Genomic DNA, 21,362 nt, shown 5'->3' with positions numbered 1-21,362 from the left:
ATGCAACAGCTTGATTTTTACCGGGGACGCGTGGCCATCAACGTGCTGGCCAAAGATATCCCTAACGCATTACAGGTACACCATGCCGCCGAAGGACATGCTGCTATCGGTGTGATCTCGGCGCAGTTCACCAACGTTGAACAGGGCGTGGCCGAGGTGAAGCGCTGGATGGAGCACATCCCGGCGATTTCCGTTGGCTTGGGGGCGGGGTCAGCGGCACAGTTTTATAAGGCGGCAATGATTGCGGCGGCCACCGCGCCCGCACACGTCAACCAAACTTTCACCGGCTGTGGTTTTGCAGCAGGTGCATTGGCGGCCCGTGGCATCAGCAATACCTGCATTAATGCCTTGATCTCGCCGACCGGCACGCCAGGGAAGGTGATCATTTCCACCGGGGTTCACAGCAGCCAGGGCGAGCCTGCCGTGGTGAGTTGTGACAGCGCGGTGCGTATGATCCTCGATCTGGGTGGTCACGCGGCCAAATTCTTCCCGATGGGCGGCTTATCGTCGCTGGCAGAACTGCGCGCATTGGCAGAAAGTTGCGTGCGCAATGGCATGACCATGATCGAACCCACCGGCGGGATCGATACGCGAAACTTCCTGCCAATACTGGAAACCTGCCTTGACGCCGGAGTCGCCAAGGTAATGCCACATGTTTACAGTTCCATCATCGATCCGCACAGTGGAGAGACCCGTGCCGAAGAGGTCGCGTTGCTGCTGGAAGGCATCAAACAGATCCTGCGCTAAGGTGCGTGGTGCCTGAATCTGCCGAACTTGCCGGCTAGCGAAATTCTCACAAGGCTCAGGTGAAAACCCGAGCCTTTTTTTAATTTTTAAAAACATTAAGGCTCTTATTTATAACTCATTTTTTTTCACTAAATGTGAAAACGGCGGTTTGCTTTCTGATTTTCGCTATGGTAAAACTAATGCAGTTGAAAATTTTACATTCATGAGGATATTGGGCAAATCGCACGGTGTGCGGCTGAAGATAGAGAATAATTATGATGAAACTTAATGGAACGCCTCTCAGAACATCTTGTTGCCAACTTTTCCTTTCTGCCATTCTTGCCAGTGAGCATCACTGGTGCAGCGAGCTATAGCGTCTTTCTCCCTTAACCGGTGCTGATGACTGGGTTCGCATCCCGTCGTTTGGTGTTGCCGGGCAAACTTCTTTAATACGTTTGGGTAGGTTTATCCCCAGAGATTTCTATATCTCAAGCGCCGCCGTGCGCCTGTTTGATGAGATAGATTGGGATAAATACGCCTTAGCGTGCGTGATTCGCCGTTTGGGAGAAAAATTATGATTTATTGGATCTTTTTAGGCTTTGCCATTACCGCCGAAATTATCGGCACCCTGTCCATGAAATACGCTAGCGTCAGCGGCGGTATGACCGGACACATCGTCATGTACGTGATGATCACCTTGTCTTACATCATGCTGTCATTAGCGGTAAAACGCGTGGCCCTGGGCGTTGCTTACGCCTTATGGGAAGGGATCGGTATCCTGTTTATTACCCTGTTTAGCGTGATGCTGTTTGATGAGCCAATCTCTGCGCTGAAAGTGCTGGGTCTGGTGGCGTTGATTGCCGGGATCCTGCTGGTGAAATCTGGCACCCGCAAGCCACGAAAACAGGTCAGCCCACGAGGTGACAACCATGCAACAGCTTGAGTTGTACCATATTGGGTTTCTGGCTTTGGCCATCGTACTGGAGATTGTGGCCAACATCTTTCTGAAGATGTCTAACGGTTTTAGCAAAATTTGGCTGGGGCTGCTGTCTCTGGTATCGGTATTAGGGGCGTTCAGCGCGCTGGCGCAGGCGGTAAAGGGGATCGATCTTTCGGTGGCTTATGCATTGTGGGGCGGTTTCGGTATCGCGGCCACTATCGCCGCCGGTTGGATCCTGTTCGGTCAACGGCTTAATGCCAAAGGCTGGATGGGGTTGGCCCTGTTACTGACGGGGATGGTCATTATCAAACTGGCTTAACAGCCAAATAAAAAACCGCAGGTATCTACTCTTGGTTTAAGGGTATGACCTGCGGTTTTTGTTTTACAGCGCCGCGATGATCTTGATTTCAACTTTGTATTTAGGATTCATCAGACGCGCTTCTACGGTACAACGTACCGGCGCGCTGCCTGCAACCACCCAGGCATCCCAGGCGGCATTCATGGCGGCAAAATCATCGCCGTTGGCCAGGAAAATGGTGGCGTCTAAAATCCGGCTCTTGTCCGAACCCACTCGCTCCAACAGCACATCGATAGCGGCCAAGGTGTTGGCGGTTTGCGCCGTAGCGTCATCGTCCAGATTTTCCGGGACGCTGGTGTAATAAACGGTGTCATTGTGGATCACCGCTTCTGACCAGCGCTGTGCCGGATCAATTCGTTCGATATTCATGCAATTATCTCCTTATCATCAACGTCATAAGCGTATCACAGCCGGGAACGGATGTGTGCGAGTGGATAAAGTCGGTGGTAGCGGCGTGGCAGGCTTGGCATAATCACCGCTGAATGATACCGGCAGAGAGATAGCGTGGCAGACGATTTCGCACCAGAAGGCGCATTGGCGCAGGCAATTAAAGGGTTCAAACCCCGTGAACCGCAAAGATTGATGGCAGAGGCGGTAACGGAAGCCATCAATTTCAAACAGGAACTGGTCGTCGAGGCAGGAACCGGCACCGGTAAAACCTACGCCTATCTGGCACCGGCGCTGCGATCAAAGCGCAAGGTGATCATTTCCACCGGCTCCAAGGCCTTGCAGGATCAGCTTTACGCCCGCGATCTGCCCACCGTGGCCAAGGCATTAAAATATAAAGGCAAGCTGGCGCTGCTGAAGGGGCGTTCCAACTATCTGTGCCTGGAACGTCTGGAGCAGCAATCCATGGCCGGTGGCGAACTGGCTGGCCAGACGCTGATCGATCTGGTACGGCTGCGCAGTTGGTCAACCCTGACGGAAGAAGGGGATATCAGCTCGTGCAGCGATGTGGCGGAAGACAGCTTTGTCTGGCCATTGGTGACCAGCACCAACGATAACTGTCTGGGCAGCGATTGCCCACTATATAAAGAGTGCTTCGTGGTCAAGGCCCGACGCCGGGCAATGGATGCCGACGTGGTGGTGGTTAACCATCATCTGTTTCTGGCGGATATGGTGGTCAAGGAGGGCGGTTTTGCCGAACTGATCCCGGAAGCGGACGTGATGATCTTCGACGAAGCGCATCAGATCCCGGATATCGCCAGCCAATACTTCGGCAAGCAGCTGACCAGCCGCCAACTGATGGATCTGGCCAAAGACATTACCATTGCCTACCGCACCGAGGTACGCGATAGCGCACAGTTGCAAAAGAGCGCTGATCGCCTTAGCCAGAGTACGCAGGATTTCCGTTTAGCGCTGGGGGAACCGGGTTTTCGCGGTAACCTTCGTGAGGTGCTTTCTCAACCTAACGTCCAGCGCGCCTTGCTGCTACTCGATGATGCGTTGGAACTGTGTTACGACGTGGTCAAGCTTTCCCTTGGCCGTTCGGCGTTGCTGGATGCCGCCTTCGAGCGTGCTACGCAGTTCCGCACCCGTCTTAAGCGGCTCAAAGAGGTTAACGAACCCGGCTTCAGCTATTGGTATGAATGTAACTCACGCAGTTTTGTGTTGGCGCTGACGCCATTGACGGTATCAGACCGCTTCCGCGAGATGCTGGATGAAAAGCCGGGCAGTTGGATTTTCACCTCGGCAACGCTGTCGGTGAATGAGCAAATGGGTCACTTTACAGACCGCTTGGGGCTGAATAAGGCCAAAACACTATTGTTACCCAGCCCGTTTGACTATGCCAATCAGGCGCTACTATGCGTACCACGTTTCTTGCCTTCGCCGAATCAACCTGGTGGCGCACGTCAGTTGGCCCGAATGCTGCGGCCAATGATTGAGGCCAACCGGGGCCGCTGTTTCTTCCTCTGCACCTCGCATCAGATGATGCGTGAGCTGGCTGAAGAGTTCCGCGCCACCTTGACGCTGCCGGTGCTGTTGCAAGGGGAAACCAGCAAGGGTCAGCTATTGGCGCAGTTTGTCGAAGCGGGCAATGCGTTACTGGTGGCGACCAGCAGCTTCTGGGAAGGGGTGGACGTGCGCGGTGATGCGCTCTCCTGCGTGATTATCGATAAGCTGCCGTTTACCTCGCCGGACGACCCTTTGCTGAAGGCGCGCATTGAAGATTGCCGTTTACGCGGTGGTGATCCGTTCAACGACGTGCAACTGCCAGATGCGGTGATTACGCTCAAGCAGGGGGTTGGCCGTCTGATCCGCGATACTGACGATCGGGGCGTGCTGGTAATTTGTGATAACCGCCTGGTGATGCGCCCTTATGGTGAGGTGTTCCTCAACAGCCTGCCGCCAACGCCGCGTACCCGCGATCTGGCGCAGGCTATTGCCTTCCTCAAGGGTGAATAGGCGCGACTTCCGGGGTGTGCTACAATGCGCGCCCTGTATGAAACCACTGATATTTCCCGCCTGAGGTTTGGCATGTCCACGCGAATTTTAGCGATCGATACGGCGACGGAAGCATGTTCTGTCGCTATCTGGAATCAAGGCGAAGTTCACGCCCTGTTTGAACTGTGCCCACGCGAGCACACCCAGCGCATTTTGCCGCTGGTGCAGCAGGTGCTGGCCGAATCTGGATTATCCCTTTCACAACTCGATGCCTTGGCCTTTGGCCGTGGCCCCGGTAGCTTTACCGGCGTGCGTATCGGTATTGGTATTGCCCAAGGGTTGGCGCTTGGCGCCGAGCTGCCGATGCTCGGGATTTCCACGTTGCAAACCATGGCGCAAGGTGCCTGGCGCATGACCGGCGCACAACGAGTGTTGGCGGCAATCGATGCCCGCATGGGCGAGGTCTATTGGGGCCAGTTTGAACGTCAGCTTGATGGCCAGTGGCTGGAAAGCGAAGGGGAAGCGGTGCTGTCTCCACAGCAGGCTCTGGAGCGTGCGCAGCATTTGCAAGGCGATTGGGCGCATGTGGGTACCGGCTGGCAAACCTACCCGGATTTGGTTGCCGGTTCCTCGCTGCACGTTACCGACGGGCAAATGCTGTTGCCGCAGGCCGAAGATATGCTGCCTCTGGCGCTACAGGCTTGGCAACAGGGCCTGGCGGTCAGCGTGGAAAATGCTGAGCCGACCTATTTGCGTAATGAAGTGACATGGAAGAAGCTACCGGGACGCGAATAGTTTCCTATAGTTAATCTACAGTTGTCGCCGATAGAAAACAGCTCCGCCTGCAACTTGCGCTAAGGTGTGTTGTCGAAGTTACAGCTAAATCAGGAGATTGCGATGATGTTAACCCGTACTTTGAGTAAAAAGCTGTTAACGCTGGCAATCGCAGGCAGCGTGTTGGCGCTCTCTGGCTGTGTGACTATTCCGGATGCCATCCAAGGCACCAGCCCCACGCCGGTCGATCAACTGTCGATGGTGCAAAACGCGCCGAAACAGTTTACCGGTGCAGAAGCACGCTTCGGCGGTACCGTCGTTGCGGTGGCTAATGAACGTGGGCGTACCATTCTGGAGATTGCGGCGGTGCCGCTGGATTCTGGCGCTCGCCCGATATTGGGGGAACCTTCGCAAGGCCGTTTGCTGGCTTCAGTTAACGGTTTCCTCGATCCGGTCGACTTCAGAGGGCAACTGGTCACCGTGGTTGGGCCGATCACCGGCCTACGGGACGGCAAGATTGGCATGACGCCTTACCGCTTTGTCACCATGGATGCGACCGGCTTCAAGCGTTGGCGCATTGCCCAGCAGATTGTGATGCCACCACAGCCTATGGGGCCGTGGGGCTGGCATAATGGCCCGTGGGGCCCAGGCTGGGGCGGGGGGTATGGTTGGTATAATCCAGGTCCGGCGCAAGTACAAACATTCGTTACGGAGTAAGGACGCAGGTTTCAGGTCTCGGCAAGTAGGATAGTTTTTACACTTTAGGGCGGCTTAATGGCCGCCTTAACTTTTTTTGTTGTGCGGTTGTGTCGGCAATTAGTGACGCACATCGCAACCTGAATATTGTTTAAAACCCAAACTGGTACGCTGAGTTAAAATATTGTTAAAGTTTGGCTGCAATTTTGGGGGCTACGATGATAATTAGTAATGATTTCAGGAGTAATAGCTTGGAAAAGGTCTGGTTAAAACGTTACCCGGCGGATGTTCCGGCAGAAATCGATGCCGATCAATACACATCCCTGATCGAAATGTTTGAGAATGCGGTTGCCCGTTATGCGGATCAACCCGCCTTTATCAACATGGGTGAGGTGATGACCTTCCGCAAGCTGGAAGAGCGTAGCCGAGCGTTTGCTGCCTACCTGCAAAATGAGTTGGGGCTGAAAAAAGGCGACCGTGTGGCACTGATGATGCCCAACCTGTTGCAGTATCCGATCGCCCTGTTCGGCATCTTGCGGGCGGGGATGGTGGTGGTCAACGTCAACCCGCTGTATACCCCCCGTGAGTTGGAACATCAGTTGAACGACAGCGGTGCCAGCGCGATTGTCATCGTCTCCAACTTTGCCCACACCTTGGAAAAGGTGGTGTTCAAAACGCAGGTTAAACACGTTATTCTGACCCGTATGGGCGATCAGCTCTCCGCAGCCAAGGGGACGCTGGTCAACTTTGTGGTGAAGTACATCAAGCGGCTGGTGCCCAAGTATGACCTGCCGGATGCCATCTCGTTTCGTAGCGCGTTGCAGCGTGGACGCCGTCTGCAATACGTGAAGCCAGATATTATCAATACCGATCTGGCGTTCCTGCAGTATACCGGCGGCACTACCGGCGTGGCGAAAGGCGCGATGCTGACCCACCGCAACATGCAGGCCAACCTGGTACAGGCCAAGGCGGCTTATGTGCCGTTACTGCGTGAAGGGCAAGAGTTGGTGGTCACCGCCTTGCCGCTGTATCACATATTTGCGTTGACGGTGAACTGCCTACTGTTTATCGAGTTAGGTGGCCGTAGTCTGCTGATCACCAACCCACGTGATATTCCGGGCTTGGTGAAGGAACTGGCAAAATATCCGTTCAGCGCCATGACTGGGGTAAATACCCTGTTTAATGCGCTTTTGAACAATGAAGATTTCCAGAAACTCGACTTCTCCACGCTGCGGCTTTCTGTCGGCGGAGGGATGTCGGTGCAGAGATCGGTGGCGGAAAAGTGGGAAAAGCTGACCGGGCATCATTTGCTGGAAGGTTATGGGCTGACGGAGTGTTCTCCGCTGGTTGCTGGCAACCCGCATGACTTGAAGCATTACAGCGGTAGCATCGGCCTACCGGTGCCATCTACGGATATCCGGTTGGTGGATGATGGCGGCAAAGATGTGCCGCTCGGTCAACCCGGTGAACTTTGGGTTAAAGGGCCGCAAGTTATGTTAGGCTATTGGCAACGCCCTGAGGCGACGGACGAAGTGTTGCGCGATGGTTGGTTGGCGACCGGGGATGTCGTTACCGTGGATGATGAGGGCTTTATCCGCATCGTTGACCGTAAGAAAGATATGATCCTGGTTTCTGGTTTTAACGTCTATCCGAACGAGATCGAAGAGGTCGTCAGTCAGCATCCGAAAGTGTTGGAATGTGCGGCCATCGGGGTGCCCAGCGATGCCTCGGGTGAGGCGGTGAAGATTTGTGTGGTGAAGAAAGATGGTTCACTCACCAAAGAAGAGTTGCTAACCCATTGCCGTCGGCACCTGACAGGGTATAAAGTGCCAAAAATTGTTGAGTTCCGTGACGAACTGCCGAAGTCGAACGTCGGCAAGATCTTACGACGGGAACTGCGTGACGAACAGAAAAAGCCCAAGGCTGCCGATGCCGCCTAGGCCAATCGTTACTGCTCCTTTTCAACAGCGCCGGTGAATAGCCGGCGTTGTTGTGTTTGAATCATGAAAAACCACCAAGAGAATGATGTTTTGAATTATCAGTTGATCACTACCGACGCCGGATTGCAGCAGGTCTGCGAGCAGGCAAGAAACTACGCCCAGGTGGCGCTGGATACCGAGTTTGTCCGCACGCGTACCTATTATCCGCAGTTAGGCCTGATCCAGCTATACGATGGTGAACAACTTTCCCTGATCGATCCGCTTCCCATCAAGCAGTGGCAACCCTTTATCGACCTGCTGGCCGATACCGCCGTAGTGAAATTTCTACACGCTGGTAGCGAGGATCTGGAGGTGTTTCTGAACGCCTTCAAGACGCTGCCGACACCGATGGTCGACACCCAAATCCTGGCGGCCTTCAGCGGCCATACGCTGTCCTGTGGCTTTGCCAAGCTGGTGACGGAGTATATGCAGGTCGATCTCGATAAGAGTGAATCGCGTACCGACTGGCTGGCACGACCATTGACCGAGCGCCAATGTGTTTATGCCGCGGCTGATGTGTTCTATCTGTTGCCGATGGCCAAGCAACTGGTGCAGGAGACTGAGGAGGCGGGTTGGACCGCTGCAGCCGATAACGAGTGCTGCTTGCTCTGCCAACGGCGCAGTGAGGCGCTAGCGCCGGAATTGGCCTATCGTGAAATCACCAATGCCTGGCAGTTACGTCCTCGCCAGTTGGCTTGCCTGCAAAAACTGGCTGAATGGCGTTTGCGTCAGGCGCGCGAACGCGATCTGGCGGTGAACTTTGTGGTGCGTGAAGAGAACCTATGGGCCGTGGCGCGCTATATGCCGGGCTCGCTCGGTGAACTGGAGGCGCTGGGGTTGAGTGGCCCGGAGATCCGCTATCATGGCAAAACCCTGGTGGCGCTGGTGGCGCAAGCGAATGCTCTGGATGAATCAGCCTTGCCGGCACCGTTGAGCAACCTGGTCGATCATCCTGGCTATAAGAAAGTGTTCAAGGAGATTAAGGCTGCCATTACGTTGGTGAGTGAGCAGAGTGGCCTTAGCGTCGAACTGCTGGCTTCGCGGCGGCAGATTAACCAGTTGCTGAATTGGCACTGGAAATTGAAAGAGAGTGACTCGCTGCCTGAGTTAATCAGTGGCTGGCGTGGCGAGCTATTAGCCGCGCCGTTGCAGGCGATCCTACAGGATTATTAATCGTTAAACATCAGGCGGGGCAGTTTAAAACAAACTGTTCCGTTTCATCTCGCTAAAAATAAAGCGAAGAAAATCTTGATCGCCAGCATTCACCATAAAGAAAGTGGTGTCAAAAAGAACTGAGAGTTATCTCAATAGCGCGGAGTTTTTATTTTTACGAGCGCGTTTATAACTGGACGAATATACAGTGACCTCCTGTATAAAAATATACAGGAGGCACTCATTGCATCGCAATCATTTAGGCGTTTCTTCCGATTCCGGTAGCGTCACGTTAAGTTCAAGTACCGAAATATCGTCCCCTTTCTGCTCGAATTGCACGTGCAGCATTTCGGGGTCGATCTGAATGTATTTACAAATTACCGCAAGAATATCGCGCTTTAAATCGGGCAGATAGTGGGGTTCGCTGTCCCCACGACGACGTTCTGCGACGATAATCTGCAGCCGTTCCTTGGCTACACTGGCTGTTGATTTTTTGCGGGACAGAAAGAAGTCTAACAGAGCCATGGTTTATCCCCCAAAAAGGCGTTTCAGGAAGCCCTTTTTCTCTTCTTCGATGAAGCGGAACGGGCGTTCTTCCCCTAACAGGCGGTGAACGGTATCGTCATAGGCCTTACCGGCATCGGACTCACTATCAAGAATAACAGGTTCGCCCTGGTTAGAGGCACGTAATACCGACTGATCTTCCGGGATCACGCCAAGCAGTGGAATACGCAGGATTTCCAGCACGTCTTCCATGCTCAACATGTCGCCACGGCTGACGCGGCCCGGGTTGTAACGGGTTAGCAGCAGATGTTCCTTGATCGGGGATTCCCCTCTCTCGGCACGGCGTGATTTGGAAGCCAGAATGCCCAGGATACGGTCGGAGTCACGTACTGAAGACACTTCCGGGTTGGTGGTGATGATGGCTTCATCGGCAAAGTACAGCGCCATTAAGGCACCGGATTCGATCCCTGCAGGTGAGTCACAAACCACAAATTCGAAGGCCATCTCGTCGAGATCGCTGAGGATTTTTTCCACGCCTTCACGAGTCAGTGCGTCTTTGTCACGGGTTTGCGAAGCGGGCAGAATGTAGAGGTTGTCGGTGCGCTTGTCTTTGATTAACGCCTGGTTCAGCGTGGCGTCACCTTGGATAACGTTCACGAAATCGTAAACTACCCTGCGTTCACATCCCATGATGAGGTCAAGATTACGCAGACCGATATCAAAGTCGATCACCACGGTTTTCTTGCCATTCTGGGCCAAGCCGGTCGCAATGGCCGCACTTGATGTGGTCTTGCCAACGCCCCCTTTACCCGATGTAACAACAATAATGCGTGCCATGAAATGGATTCCTTGTCAAAAGGGCTTAATTTAAAGGTTGTATGGTTAAAGCATTATCCAACAGGCTGAGCCTTGCTGCCTGCCCGAGGTACTCGGACGGGATCTGATCGCTCAACCAGTACTGCCCTGCGATAGAGACTAGCTCAGCACCCAGGTGCGTGCAAAAAATCTGACACTGGGTATCGCCAGAGGCGCCAGCCAGTGCACGGCCACGCATGCTACCGTAAATATGAATATTGCCGTCGGCAATCAGTTCGGCACCGGCGCTGACGCTGTTGGTGACGATCAAATCGCTGTTACGGGCGTAAATCTGTTGACCTGAACGGACAGGAGTACTGATGATGCGTGTTTTGGCTGTGGCATTATCAGGCACTGGTGCGATCACCGGAGCCTGCGGGGCCGCCTTCTGGCCTTTACCTTCATTGAGCAGTGGCAAACCGGCGCGGGCGATGGACCGTTTCTGCCGCTCATCTTTGCAACCGCTGATGCCGACCACGCGCAGCCCAGCCGCAGTGACAGCCCGTTGAATTTCTTTCCAGTCTGCGTCGCCGTTCAGCGTAGCAACATTAATAACAACAGGGGCATTTTTGAGAAAAGCTGGCGCTTGTTCCACCTTTTCTTGCAGTGCCTGGCGTATTACCTCGGGTTCGCAATTATGTAAATGAACCACCGATAGGGTAAAACTGCTGCCTTTTAGCTCAATTGGCGATTGTGACATCTATCCTGACTCAGTCTCAGCAACTTAAATCCCCGGAATACCACTCGGGGTGCGATATTCCGAAGTACTATAAGCATGTTATAGTCAGAGTTATATCCAGGCAAGACGCTGCCTCAATTAAATAGAGTTTTAAAAATGTTTTGTGTCATCTATAGAAGTGCCAAGCGCGATCAGACTTATCTTTATGTCGAAAAAAAAGACGATTTCTCTCGGGTGCCGGAAGATCTGATGAAAAGTTTTGGCACTCCGCAGTATGCCATGATGCTGTCGCTCGACGGGCGTAAGAAATTGGCCTCAGCGGATATCGAGAAGGTGAAAGAAGCCCTAAAACAGGAAGGGTTTTATCTGCAGTTCCCACCGCCGGTGGAAAACCTATTAAACCTTCATTTGTCTGACGCCAACAAATAACCTGGCGTCGATTTTCAACCCTGTGTTAACGCCAGCTTTTAAGCATCATCTGCATCTGGCGGCAGGTCGTCACAGGTAGGGAAAATCATGAAGAAGATGTCGATGATGCTAACGCTGCTCCTTTTGGCTGGCTGCGTTAAACAGGTGGGGGCGGCTCCTGCGTCTGCACCTGTTGCACCGCCTGCCGGGAGTACGCTGGCCGAAACCGGGCGTGATCCCGCGGAGTTCCCGGCCTATGTGGAACAACTGAAGCGGCGGGCCATCAAGCAGGGTATCCCAGCGGCTACCGTTGAGAACGCGTTTGCCAACGCGCATTTTGTCGATCGGGTGATTAATGCCGATCGTAATCAGTTGGAAAAGAAAATTACGCTGGATGATTACCTCAGCCGAGTGTTGCCCACGTGGAAGATCCAGCGGGGCCGCGAGATGCGTCAGCAATATCAGCCACGGCTGGCACGAGTGACGGCACGTTATGGCGTCCCGGAGCAATATATTGTCGCGCTATGGGGTATGGAAAGCGCCTTTGGCAAGATACAGGGTAAGGAAGACGTTGTTTCTGCGTTGGCGACGCTGGCGTTTGAAGGCCGCCGTGAAGCGTTCTTTACCAAACAGTTGATGGCAGCCTTACAGATTATTGAGCAGGGCCACGTTGATGCGGGCAACCTGAAAGGGTCTTGGGCGGGGGCGATGGGGCAGAGCCAGTTTATGCCGACCTCGTTTTTGACCTATGCCGCAGATGGGGACGGTGACGGTAAAATCGATATCTGGAATAATCTCGACGATGTGTTTGCCTCCACCGCCAACTACCTGGCTACCGAAGGCTGGCAGCCTGGGGTTGGTTGGGGCCGTGAAGTCAAACTGCCCGCGCAATTCAATGCTGAACAACTAGGGTTGAAAGATTCCCAGGGGCATCGCGAGGAACAGTGGGCGGCTAAAGGGGTGGTGTTAGCGGATGGATCACCTTTACCAGCCTCAGGCTTGCGTAGTTGGGTGATTGCTCCAGATGATATGCAAGGACGCGCATTCCTAGTTTATGATAACTTCCGTACTCTCATGCACTGGAATCGTTCGTATTATTTCGCGATCAGCGTGGGAATGATGGCCGACGGTATCGGTCAATAGGTCGGTAACTACCAGGTGCCTGGCATGGCACCCCGTACGTATCATGGGCTGAGATTATCTGGCCCTTACACTGTGGTTGGGAGAGGCGGTATGTATCAACATAGAGACTGGCAAGGAGCGTTGCTTGATTTCCCGGTAAGCAAAGTGGTTTGCGTAGGCAGCAACTACAGCGATCACATCAAGGAGATGGGGAGTGTCACCCCGCCTGAGCCGGTGTTGTTTATCAAACCTGAAACGGCATTGTGTGATATTCGTCAACCGGTAGCGATCCCCAAGGGGCTGGGGTCGATTCATCATGAAGTCGAGTTGGCGGTGCTGATTGGCACCCCGTTAAAGCAGGCCAATGAAGATCGTGTGGCCCGTGCCATTGCGGGCTATGGCGTGGCGCTGGATTTGACCTTGCGCGATCTGCAGGCCGGCTTCAAGAAGGCGGGGCAACCTTGGGAAAAAGCCAAGGGGTTTGATGGCTCTTGCCCAATCTCCGGCTTTATTCCTGTGGCTGAATTTGGCGATCCGCAAAATACCGAGTTGTCTTTGTCGATCAATGACGAACTGCGCCAGCAGGGCAATACCCGCGATATGATCAATCCGATCTTGCCGCTGATCGCCTATATGAGCCGTTTCTTTACGCTGCGTGCGGGCGACATCATTCTGACCGGTACTCCTCAAGGGGTCGGGCCAATGGTTTCCGGCGATATGCTGAAAATTTCGCTTAACGGTAAAACCCTCAGTACCCGAGTGATTTAATCCCGCTCTGTCTTTCTGCCTGTCGGGCTTTCTGGGTGCTGCAGGCAGAAACCTCTTTGGTGCCTTACACTGTAATTATCCACGTTGGATGTCGTTGCGGCTGGCAGGGGCAGCCGGGGAAACATTTCCTTTTGCGCTGAGTGTCTATATAGTGTGCCCCCTTGAACCTGCTTGCAGGTGGTTTGTTCATTTACCTATTTTCGGAAGTCGATATGTCACAACTCCCTTTTTGGCAACAGAAGACGCTGGACGAAATGTCTGAGGCAGAGTGGGAATCGCTGTGCGACGGATGTGGGCAATGCTGTCTGAACAAGCTGATCGATGAAGATACCGATGAGATTTACTTCACCAACGTGGCCTGCGATCAGCTCAATATCAAATCCTGCCAATGCCGCAACTACGAGCGCCGCTTTGAGCTGGAAGAAGACTGCATCAAGCTGACGCGCGAAAACCTCACCACGTTCGACTGGCTGCCGCCAACCTGCGCCTATCGCCTTATTGGCGAGGGTAAACCCTTGTTCGACTGGCACCCGTTGGTCAGCGGATCAAAAGCGGCAATGCACGGTGAGCGCATTACCGTACGCCATATCGCGGTGCGTGAAAGTGAAGTCGTGGATTGGCAGGACCATATTCTTAACAAACCTAGCTGGGCTAGGTGAGTAATGGTATGTCGAAATAAACTAACTAGCTGTATCGAATAGTGTTACAGGTGAGAGTAGAACGCCGACACGCCGTGAACCTGTGGGGGGCGAATCGCGCATCCCTGCGCTCAACGGGCGGCTAACCTGCATTGACTCCCACCTGTCTCAAGCTTGTGGTGTCGCGGTATTAAAAGCGGTCTGGGCAGTAGGCTTATCGCACCACCAAGACCGAGGTTTTGGCATACCTGACGACCGATGATGCCGTTGTGCCAAGCAAGAAGGTAGTGATACTTGGCCTGCGCGAACCGACAACGATCAGATCGGCGCTGATCTCATCTGCAAAATTTAAAATCCGATCCCGTGGCGCGCCGATCTCTACCGAACAGTGCACTCGACCTTCCGGGATATCAAACGCCGTAACGGCTTTCTTTAACTCCGCTAGCGCAATTTGTATCCGCTCATCATCGCTGGGCAGCAACCGCTCGGGGTGCGACAGACCATACTCATAATATGAGAGCATGGGGGAAAGTACGGCGAGGAAATGGATATGCGGGTAGTCGATGCTTGCCAGTGAATTAATAGTGGGAATGACTTTCTGTGTTAACTCGATTTCTGCCAAATCAATGGGCGCTAAGATAGTCTTGTACATACAACCTCCATAATGAGTAGGTGATGTGCATACTACTGCGTGATTAATCTACCAAATTTGCTGCAACATTGGGGTGACACAGATCGAAGTTATGGCCGATCCACCGAATAATCCGCGGATCGGCTGAAAAGCCAGGTTTCTATATCAATGGCTTGTGTAACATGTCTTGCAAGACGTTCAGCGGGGCATGGTGCGGGTTTTTCATGGCGCTCACTGGTAAAATAAAGGTTTGTTCCAGCATATATTGCCCGGCCATGGCGGCATGCGGGGTTTGATCGGAAAAACAGATCCAGCTGCTTCCAGGGGGAAATTCAACCGCCTGCTGGGGGCCGCTTTCCTGATAGTCTTTATCTGCCTTCATCGCATCGTGCATTTGCAGCATCAGGTGATCGTAGTGGCTACGTCGTGTTTTGGTAATGCCAACTTTATTTTGCAACCAACTGGAGAAGGGCGAATAACGTTTCAGGCGTGGCAGAAAACGTTGTGCCAATTCCGGGAACGGCTCCCCAACGCGCCACTGGCGGCTTTCACCGTGAGGGTTGATGTTGGTGAATATGCGTAAAATACGGTTGCCATAATTGGGGCGCGAAGGGAACGCATCCACATGCAGGCGGCGGTCGTCCTTGCGCCATGAGGTCGTGGCTGTCCAGGCGGATATAGGATGCAGGCGCAGGCTGTTGGTGGGCATTTGCACTGCGTGCCGATATTCGGGCAGGACGGAATTGACTAAATGCTGGCAGGCTTGATAGTGCCGAGCCAGTAATTTATGTACCGCTTCGCGTTTGGCCTCAAGCGCAACCCCCGTCAGCTTTTGCTGTTCTGGCTGGTAGCTAATATTTTTGCGTTTAGGATCGACCAACTCTGGGGTGAGTAAGGTTTTTTCCGCGTCGGTCAGATTAAAGGCCAGATGAGGGAAATAGAGCACCTTGCCGCTTTCCAATTCGGCTACTGCATCCAGATTGGCACAGGAGGTGGCATTCCAGTCTAAATAGGGCAGCGTTGTGATGGCCGATTGCAGATTGATTTTATTTTCTGACATAGTGTTCCCTTGCTCAAAATACCCTGTCTATCTTATTGGCTGCGACTGTTCAGTGGGGGAGCGCCTGCGGTCTTGGTAGACGTAGGCGTTTATCATGCAGAGCATAGCCGAAATAGCCCCCTAATCGGGCAGCCAAGTTAAACGAAAGTTAAACGAGAGGGTAAATAAATCAGGGCGGATGAGGGGAGTGGCTTATATATGTCATCATTTTATTAATATCCGCCTTAAAGTATTAATATGGTGAATGAAAAACGGCCAATCAGTGATTAAGTGTAGTCAATATATCTGTGCTTGAAAGGGCGGAATTGTCAAAGATTGGGCGAGATATCGGCGGGGAGCCACAACAAAACTTAATGTTATGTAAATTACGCCGTAATCGCCTGGGGGATGCTTCTTTTTAAACAAAATCTTAGGTAGCTTGTCGGCACCTCCGCCCTGTGATGAGAATGTGATGATGAAGATGGTGCGCCTGTTTGCCGTGGCTGGAGTACTGATTGTGCTCGTGTATTACTTTACCCATACTTGAAGTTGTTTGCTTACCACACGCGATACGATTGATGATCCTAACGGGTGCAGCGTCATGCAGTTCCCTATGCTGTGAGCCCGGAGATAGGTTGTCAGCGGCCATAAAAAACGGCGCCCTCAGGCGCCGTTTTTGCGATGTTAAACCGTTAGCGGCCAAACAGATCGCGTTTACGTTGGCGGACAAATTGGCTGAGCAGGACCACAATCCCGATCAGCAAATAGGCAGCAAAAATCCCCACCAGCCACTGTGGCATTTCCAACGACAGGAACTGCCACTGACGCACCGAGCAGTCACCCGAAGCGTGGAACACCGCCGGTGCCCATTTGTCTAGCGGCAGCCAGGATGGGAAGCTGACAAAGAAATCACAGGTATTAAACGGCGATGGATGCAGCTGGATCATCGTGTGTTTCCAGGCTAACTGCAGGCCTTCCCAGGCGCTGTAAATCCACAGCAGGATCGCCACATAGCGTAGCGGCGACTTTGGTGCCAATGCACCAAGCAGCGACGCTCCCAAAATCCCGAACAGCGCGACACGTTCGTAGATACACATTACGCAAGGCTGTAGCAGCATCACGTGCTGAAAATAGAGGGCCGCCAACTCCAGTACCAATGCAGTCAGAGCCATCAACAGCCAAGCACCGCGCCCCTGTGAGCAGCGGTTAAAGAATTGCAACATATCTATATTCTTCCATGCAGTAAGCAATTGAACCGGCAGTGTAAACCAATTCATCCCCGCTGCCAGCTATCTAACGACGATTCAGTGAAAAATATCGTCGCTTGCGGGGTCGGTCATGGCGGCTAATGTGCAGCGATTGGGGCCGTCGCGTCAAGTGGTAGCGGCGTTAACCAGTGCCATTGGGTAAACAGGTCCGTTAACGGTGCCAGGGTATGCTGCACACACAGCAGGCCAACCAGAGTCAACACCAACGTGTAAGGCAACGCCATCCAGACCATGCGGCCATAAGACAGGCGTACCAACGGCGCCAGGGCAGAAGTCAACAGGAACAGGAAAGCAGCCTGCCCGTTGGGTGTAGCCACCGATGGCAGATTGGTACCGGTGTTAATCGCTACCGCCAACAGTTCGAACTGTTGCAGTGAAATCGCTCCATCCGCCAGTGCCGCCCGCGCTTCGTTAATGTATACCGTACCGACAAAAACGTTATCAGAAACGGAAGAGAGCAGGCCGTTGAACAGATAAAACAGGGAAAGCTGTGAGCTCGGCGGTGCCTGTAACACATAGTGGATCACCGGAGTAAACAGCTGCTGTTCAATGATCACCGCCACGACGGTGAAGAACACCGTCAGCAACGCGGTAAAAGGCAGGGCTTCCTGAAAAGCTTTGCCGATCGCATGCTCATCGGTTACGCCGCACAGCGAGGTCGCCAAAATGATCACTGAAAGGCCAATCAGGCCCACTTCCGCCAGGTGGAAGGCCAAGGCAATGACCAGCCAGAGGCCGATTAACGCCTGTACCACCAACTTCATCTTTTCCTGGCGGCTACGCTTGGCCGTTGCCTGGCGATCGAACTCTTTCAGTACGCTACGCACCTGTTCCGGCAGTTTGGTGCCGTAGCCAAATACCGCAAAACGTTCAACCAGCAGGCAAACCAACAGACCGCAAACGAACACCGGCAGCGTGACGGGGGTCATGCGCAGGAAAAATTCGCCGAAGCCCCATCCGGCACTTTTGGCGATGATCAGGTTCTGCGGCTCGCCCACCATGGTCATCACGCCCCCGAGCGCGGTGCCTACGCCTGCATGCATCAGCAGGCTGCGCAGAAATCCTCGGAACTGTTCTAGCGTCTGTTTATGGTCAGCATCTTCCAGGCGGCTATCGTCACTAATATCGGTCTTCTGATTGGAGGCAACGTTATGGTAGATCGAATAAAAACCCGTGCCGACGCTAATCACTACCGCCACCACGGTCAGAGCATCCAGGAAGGCAGAGAGCAGTGCCGCGGCAACGCAGAAGGATAGCGATAGCAGCATCTTTGAGCGGATGTTCAGCAGCAGTTTGGTAAACACAAACAGCAACAACTGCTTCATAAAGTAGATGCCTGCCACCATAAACACCAGCAGCAATAACACCTCAAGATTACTGGCAATTTCCGCGCTCACGTGTGCGGGGCTGGTCATGCCGACCAACACTGCCTCAATGGCCAGTAGTCCACCGGGCTGTAACGGGTAGCATTTCAGAGCCATCGCCAGAGTAAATATAAACTCGATAACCAGTAACCAGCCTGCCACGAAAGGGCTGACCAGAAAAAACACCAAGGGATTGATCACCAGAAAACTGATGATGGCCAGTTTGTACCAGTCGGGGGACGCCCCGAGAAAGTTCTTTACCAAAGCCGAGCGTATTGTCATATCCATGCTTGTTTTTGCGAAACCTTAAAGTGAGTTGGCTCGTCATACCCTAACAACGGCAGTGGGCCTGATGCAAATAAGGATGACCCAATAGACTGAAATTTCGGCGAAGTGGTTTTTTTCATCTTTTTGCCAGCTTATGCACACTTTCGTTTATTGTTTTTGGCTCACGCTATGTGATGCCCCGGCGATCTGGTATGATCTGCCGATTACAATTACTGATTATCGTCGTTACGGAACATCAAACACATGGTTATAAAGGCGCAGAGTCCTGCCGGTTTCGCGGAAGAGTATATTATTGAAAGTATTTGGAATAACCGCTTCCCTCCCGGCTCTATTTTGCCCGCGGAACGTGAGCTTTCAGAACTGATTGGCGTCACGCGCACCACATTACGTGAGGTTCTACAGCGATTGGCCCGTGATGGCTGGCTGACTATTCAGCACGGTAAACCGACCAAGGTGAACAATTTCTGGGAAACCTCCGGCCTTAATATTCTGGAAACCCTGGCCCGGCTCGATCACAACAGCGTACCGCAGCTGATCGATAATCTACTGTCGGTGCGGACCAATATTGCCTCGATCTTTATCCGTGCGGCGGTGCGTAACCACCCGGAGCAGGCGCAGGAAGTGTTGGCTAAAGCGGCGCTGGTTGACGATCAGGCGGATGCCTTCAACCAGCTCGACTATGAAATTTTCCGTGGTTTGGCCTTTGCTTCGGGCAACCCGATTTATGGTTTGATCCTCAATGGCTTGAAAGGGCTATATACCCGCGTTGGTCGTTATTACTTCTCCAACCCGGAAGCGCGCAAACTCGCACTGACCTTCTACAACAAGCTGTCTAGCCTGTGTCATGAGAAGATGTACGATCAGGTGATGGATTGCGTGCGTAACTACGGTAAAGAGAGCGGGGCTATTTGGCAGAGCATGCAGGGCACTATGCCAAGCGATTTGACCGAAGCGCGTCGTTAATTCGCGTCATTCACGAAATCAGATAGTTGAAGGGGCGCTGCATGCGCCCCTTTGTCATATTGCTACTTTATAATGCGTTGGGTCTTGGTGGGCAGCGGTCCAGCAATTCTACGCTGCCATCTTCGTTTTGCTGCTCCAGAATAATGTCGAACCCCCACAGACGATGAAGGTGTTTCATCACTTCTCTGCGGCTTTTATCTAATGGCGCCCGGTCCTGCGGAATGTAGCGCAGCGTTAATGAACGATCGCCACGCAGATCTACATTCCAGATCTGAATATTGGGCTCGTGGTTACTCAGGTTGTACTGAGCCGACAACTCCTGACGTATCGCCCGGTAGCCCGCTTCGTTGTGGATTGCTGAAATCTCCAGGTAATTGTTGCGGTCGTCATCCAGCACGGTAAACAAGCGGAAATCACGCATCACCTTCGGTGACAGGAACTGGCTGATAAAGCTCTCATCCTTGAAGTCACGCATGGCGAAGTGCAGGGTATCCAACCAGTCTTTGCCGGCGATATCCGGGAACCAGTAGCGATCTTCTTCGGTCGGCGACTGACAGATCCGCTTGATGTCCTGGAACATGGCAAAGCCCAGTGCGTACGGGTTGATGCCGCTGTAGTATTGGCTGTTGTACGGTGGCTGGTAGACCACATTGGTATGGCTGTGCAAGAATTCGAGCATAAAGCGATCCGTCACGCGCCCTTCGTCATACAGGTGGTTAAGGATGCTGTAGTGCCAGAAGGTGGCCCAGCCCTCGTTCATCACCTGCGTTTGTTTTTGTGGGTAGAAATACTGGCTTACCTTGCGCACGATACGCAGCACTTCACGCTGCCAGGATTCCAGCAGCGGGGCGTTCTTCTCCATAAAGTAGAGAATGTTTTCCTGCGGCTCCCGTGGAAAACGCACGGCCTGTTCCGGCAGGGCTTCGCGATCGACTCGCGGCAGGGTTTTCCACAGCGAGTTGACCTGGCTTTGCAGATACTCCTCACGGCTCTTTTGGCGGGCTTTTTCTTCCACCAGCGAGATTTTTTGTGGCCGTTTGTAGCGATCGACCCCGTAATTCATCAGCGCATGGCAAGAGTCCAGCAGCTTTTCTACTTCTTCCACGCCATAGCGTTCCTCACACTCACTGATGTAATGGCGGGCAAACAGCAGATAATCGACGATCGAACTGGCGTCGGTCCAACTGCGGAATAGATAGTTATTTTTGAAAAACGAGTTGTGCCCATAGCAGGCATGAGCCATAACCAGTGCCTGCATGGTGATGGTGTTTTCTTCCATCAGATAGGCAATACACGGGTTGGAGTTGATCACGATCTCATAGGCCAACCCCTGCTGGCCATGTTTATAGCGCTGCTCGGTTTCGATGAACTTTTTACCGAATGACCAGTGGGTATAGTTGATCGGCATCCCGACGCTGGAATAGGCATCCATCATCTGCTCGGAGGTGATGACCTCGATCTGATGCGGATAGGTGTCGAGCCGGTAATGTTTGGCAACCCGGTCAATCTGTTCCAGATATACCTGCAACAGGTCGAATGTCCAGTCCGGTCCATCGCTCAGACGTTTATCTTCCTTAACCTTTTTCTGTGTCGAAGTAGTCATCAGCGCACCCTCGTTATGAACGGCGTCGGCTCTTTTGGCAGACCCTTTAACAATGATAGTCCAAGTCGTAATAAATCGTTTGAAATCATCTGTGCTGGGCATTGATAACCACTTGCGGCAGCTTCGCTCAAACCGGCTTTGCGGCCTGTGGCGGCACTCAATCAGGCATTCGAACCGTGAAGCAGAGGAAACTGATGCGCAATGGAGGTGGTTGGAATTATT

General features: G+C 53.1%; 22 protein-coding genes. 13 read left to right on the top strand and 9 right to left on the bottom strand.

Going from position 1 to position 21,362, the window contains the following annotated elements; all coding sequences use genetic code 11:
• From dagF to mdtI, 3 genes are all read left to right on the top strand, one after another.
• A complete protein-coding gene (dagF, locus tag ACKWMY_RS06365; protein WP_409486046.1) occupies window positions 1-747 on the top strand; it encodes a 2-dehydro-3-deoxy-phosphogluconate aldolase in 747 nt (248 codons plus the stop codon).
• Between the two features lie 553 nt (window positions 748-1,300).
• On the top strand, window positions 1,301-1,669 hold the full coding sequence (mdtJ, locus tag ACKWMY_RS06360; RefSeq protein ID WP_024528744.1) for a multidrug/spermidine efflux SMR transporter subunit MdtJ: 369 nt from the start codon (window positions 1,301-1,303) through the stop codon (window positions 1,667-1,669).
• Window positions 1,656-1,985, top strand: a complete 330-nt coding sequence (gene mdtI, locus ACKWMY_RS06355) for a multidrug/spermidine efflux SMR transporter subunit MdtI (protein WP_024528745.1) — start codon at window positions 1,656-1,658, stop codon at window positions 1,983-1,985. Before mdtJ ends, mdtI begins: the two co-directional genes overlap by 14 nt.
• A gap of 63 nt (window positions 1,986-2,048) precedes the next feature.
• Here mdtI and ACKWMY_RS06350 read toward each other — a convergent pair whose 3' ends face one another.
• Entirely contained in the window at window positions 2,049-2,393 is a 345-nt protein-coding gene (locus ACKWMY_RS06350; protein WP_021181167.1) for a RidA family protein, read from the bottom strand.
• A gap of 135 nt (window positions 2,394-2,528) precedes the next feature.
• On the opposite strand from ACKWMY_RS06350, the gene ACKWMY_RS06345 reads away from it, so the two are divergent.
• The 5 genes from ACKWMY_RS06345 (at window position 2,529) to rnd (ending at window position 9,031) form a co-directional block, all read left to right on the top strand.
• On the top strand, window positions 2,529-4,430 hold the full coding sequence (locus ACKWMY_RS06345; RefSeq protein ID WP_024528746.1) for an ATP-dependent DNA helicase: 1,902 nt from the start codon (window positions 2,529-2,531) through the stop codon (window positions 4,428-4,430).
• Window positions 4,431-4,502: 72 nt separating this feature from the next.
• Window positions 4,503-5,204 (top strand): tRNA (adenosine(37)-N6)-threonylcarbamoyltransferase complex dimerization subunit type 1 TsaB, encoded by a 702-nt coding sequence (gene tsaB, locus ACKWMY_RS06340; RefSeq protein WP_024528747.1) that lies wholly within the window; start codon window positions 4,503-4,505, stop codon window positions 5,202-5,204.
• A 105-nt stretch (window positions 5,205-5,309) separates the two neighbouring features.
• Window positions 5,310-5,900 carry a Slp family lipoprotein gene (locus ACKWMY_RS06335; protein ID WP_074028783.1) on the top strand — a complete coding sequence of 197 codons (591 nt, stop codon included), beginning with the start codon at window positions 5,310-5,312 and terminating at the stop codon, window positions 5,898-5,900.
• 230 nt (window positions 5,901-6,130) lie between these two features.
• Window positions 6,131-7,819, top strand: a complete 1,689-nt coding sequence (gene fadD / locus ACKWMY_RS06330; RefSeq protein WP_409486045.1) for a long-chain-fatty-acid--CoA ligase FadD — start codon at window positions 6,131-6,133, stop codon at window positions 7,817-7,819.
• 90 nt (window positions 7,820-7,909) lie between these two features.
• Window positions 7,910-9,031: a ribonuclease D gene (rnd, locus tag ACKWMY_RS06325; RefSeq protein WP_037434853.1), complete on the top strand. Its 1,122-nt coding sequence runs from the start codon at window positions 7,910-7,912 to the stop codon at window positions 9,029-9,031.
• A gap of 234 nt (window positions 9,032-9,265) precedes the next feature.
• Here rnd and minE read toward each other — a convergent pair whose 3' ends face one another.
• From minE to minC, 3 genes are read right to left on the bottom strand one after another with little or no spacing between them, the layout of a single operon-like run.
• Window positions 9,266-9,535 (bottom strand): cell division topological specificity factor MinE, encoded by a 270-nt coding sequence (minE, locus tag ACKWMY_RS06320; protein WP_021181173.1) that lies wholly within the window; start codon window positions 9,533-9,535, stop codon window positions 9,266-9,268.
• Window positions 9,536-9,538: 3 nt separating this feature from the next.
• Window positions 9,539-10,351 (bottom strand): septum site-determining protein MinD, encoded by an 813-nt coding sequence (gene minD, locus ACKWMY_RS06315; protein ID WP_065685655.1) that lies wholly within the window; start codon window positions 10,349-10,351, stop codon window positions 9,539-9,541.
• A 25-nt stretch (window positions 10,352-10,376) separates the two neighbouring features.
• Window positions 10,377-11,069: a septum site-determining protein MinC gene (minC, locus tag ACKWMY_RS06310; RefSeq protein WP_409486044.1), complete on the bottom strand. Its 693-nt coding sequence runs from the start codon at window positions 11,067-11,069 to the stop codon at window positions 10,377-10,379.
• A gap of 135 nt (window positions 11,070-11,204) precedes the next feature.
• Here minC and ACKWMY_RS06305 point away from each other — a divergent pair, with 135 nt between their 5' ends.
• The 4 genes from ACKWMY_RS06305 (at window position 11,205) to ACKWMY_RS06290 (ending at window position 14,005) form a co-directional block, all read left to right on the top strand.
• Window positions 11,205-11,477 (top strand): YcgL domain-containing protein, encoded by a 273-nt coding sequence (locus ACKWMY_RS06305; RefSeq protein WP_021806638.1) that lies wholly within the window; start codon window positions 11,205-11,207, stop codon window positions 11,475-11,477.
• Window positions 11,478-11,564: 87 nt separating this feature from the next.
• Complete coding sequence (locus ACKWMY_RS06300) at window positions 11,565-12,599, top strand: lytic transglycosylase domain-containing protein (RefSeq protein ID WP_024528752.1); 1,035 nt, start codon at window positions 11,565-11,567, stop codon at window positions 12,597-12,599.
• Window positions 12,600-12,689: 90 nt separating this feature from the next.
• The gene (locus ACKWMY_RS06295; RefSeq protein ID WP_024528753.1) at window positions 12,690-13,346 is read left to right on the top strand and encodes a fumarylacetoacetate hydrolase family protein; all 657 of its coding nucleotides are present in this window, start codon (window positions 12,690-12,692) and stop codon (window positions 13,344-13,346) included.
• Window positions 13,347-13,558: 212 nt separating this feature from the next.
• The gene (locus ACKWMY_RS06290) at window positions 13,559-14,005 is read left to right on the top strand and encodes a YcgN family cysteine cluster protein (protein ID WP_021181179.1); all 447 of its coding nucleotides are present in this window, start codon (window positions 13,559-13,561) and stop codon (window positions 14,003-14,005) included.
• Between the two features lie 193 nt (window positions 14,006-14,198).
• Here the strand turns inward: ACKWMY_RS06290 and ACKWMY_RS06285 are convergent, their stop codons facing one another.
• From ACKWMY_RS06285 to nhaB, 4 genes are all read right to left on the bottom strand, one after another.
• Window positions 14,199-14,636, bottom strand: a complete 438-nt coding sequence (locus ACKWMY_RS06285; RefSeq protein ID WP_024528755.1) for a universal stress protein — start codon at window positions 14,634-14,636, stop codon at window positions 14,199-14,201.
• A gap of 139 nt (window positions 14,637-14,775) precedes the next feature.
• Window positions 14,776-15,675: a Kdo hydroxylase family protein gene (locus ACKWMY_RS06280; protein WP_024528756.1), complete on the bottom strand. Its 900-nt coding sequence runs from the start codon at window positions 15,673-15,675 to the stop codon at window positions 14,776-14,778.
• 671 nt (window positions 15,676-16,346) lie between these two features.
• Window positions 16,347-16,877, bottom strand: coding sequence for a disulfide bond formation protein DsbB (gene dsbB, locus ACKWMY_RS06275; RefSeq protein ID WP_024528757.1), 531 nt, complete (start codon window positions 16,875-16,877; stop codon window positions 16,347-16,349).
• Between the two features lie 122 nt (window positions 16,878-16,999).
• Window positions 17,000-18,574 carry a sodium/proton antiporter NhaB gene (nhaB, locus tag ACKWMY_RS06270; RefSeq protein ID WP_024528758.1) on the bottom strand — a complete coding sequence of 525 codons (1,575 nt, stop codon included), beginning with the start codon at window positions 18,572-18,574 and terminating at the stop codon, window positions 17,000-17,002.
• 243 nt (window positions 18,575-18,817) lie between these two features.
• Here nhaB and fadR point away from each other — a divergent pair, with 243 nt between their 5' ends.
• Window positions 18,818-19,537 (top strand): fatty acid metabolism transcriptional regulator FadR, encoded by a 720-nt coding sequence (gene fadR / locus ACKWMY_RS06265; RefSeq protein WP_021181184.1) that lies wholly within the window; start codon window positions 18,818-18,820, stop codon window positions 19,535-19,537.
• A 67-nt stretch (window positions 19,538-19,604) separates the two neighbouring features.
• Here fadR and ACKWMY_RS06260 read toward each other — a convergent pair whose 3' ends face one another.
• On the bottom strand, window positions 19,605-21,140 hold the full coding sequence (locus tag ACKWMY_RS06260) for a SpoVR family protein (RefSeq protein ID WP_024528759.1): 1,536 nt from the start codon (window positions 21,138-21,140) through the stop codon (window positions 19,605-19,607).
• Between the last annotated feature and the right edge of the window lie 222 nt (window positions 21,141-21,362).

This window comes from Serratia sp. J2, from assembly GCF_046269175.1.
In the GTDB taxonomy this organism is placed as follows: Bacteria; Pseudomonadota; Gammaproteobacteria; order Enterobacterales; family Enterobacteriaceae; genus Chania; species Chania fonticola_C.
Note: the sequence above shows the minus strand (reverse complement) of the source record. Positions and strands in the feature narration are given on the sequence as shown.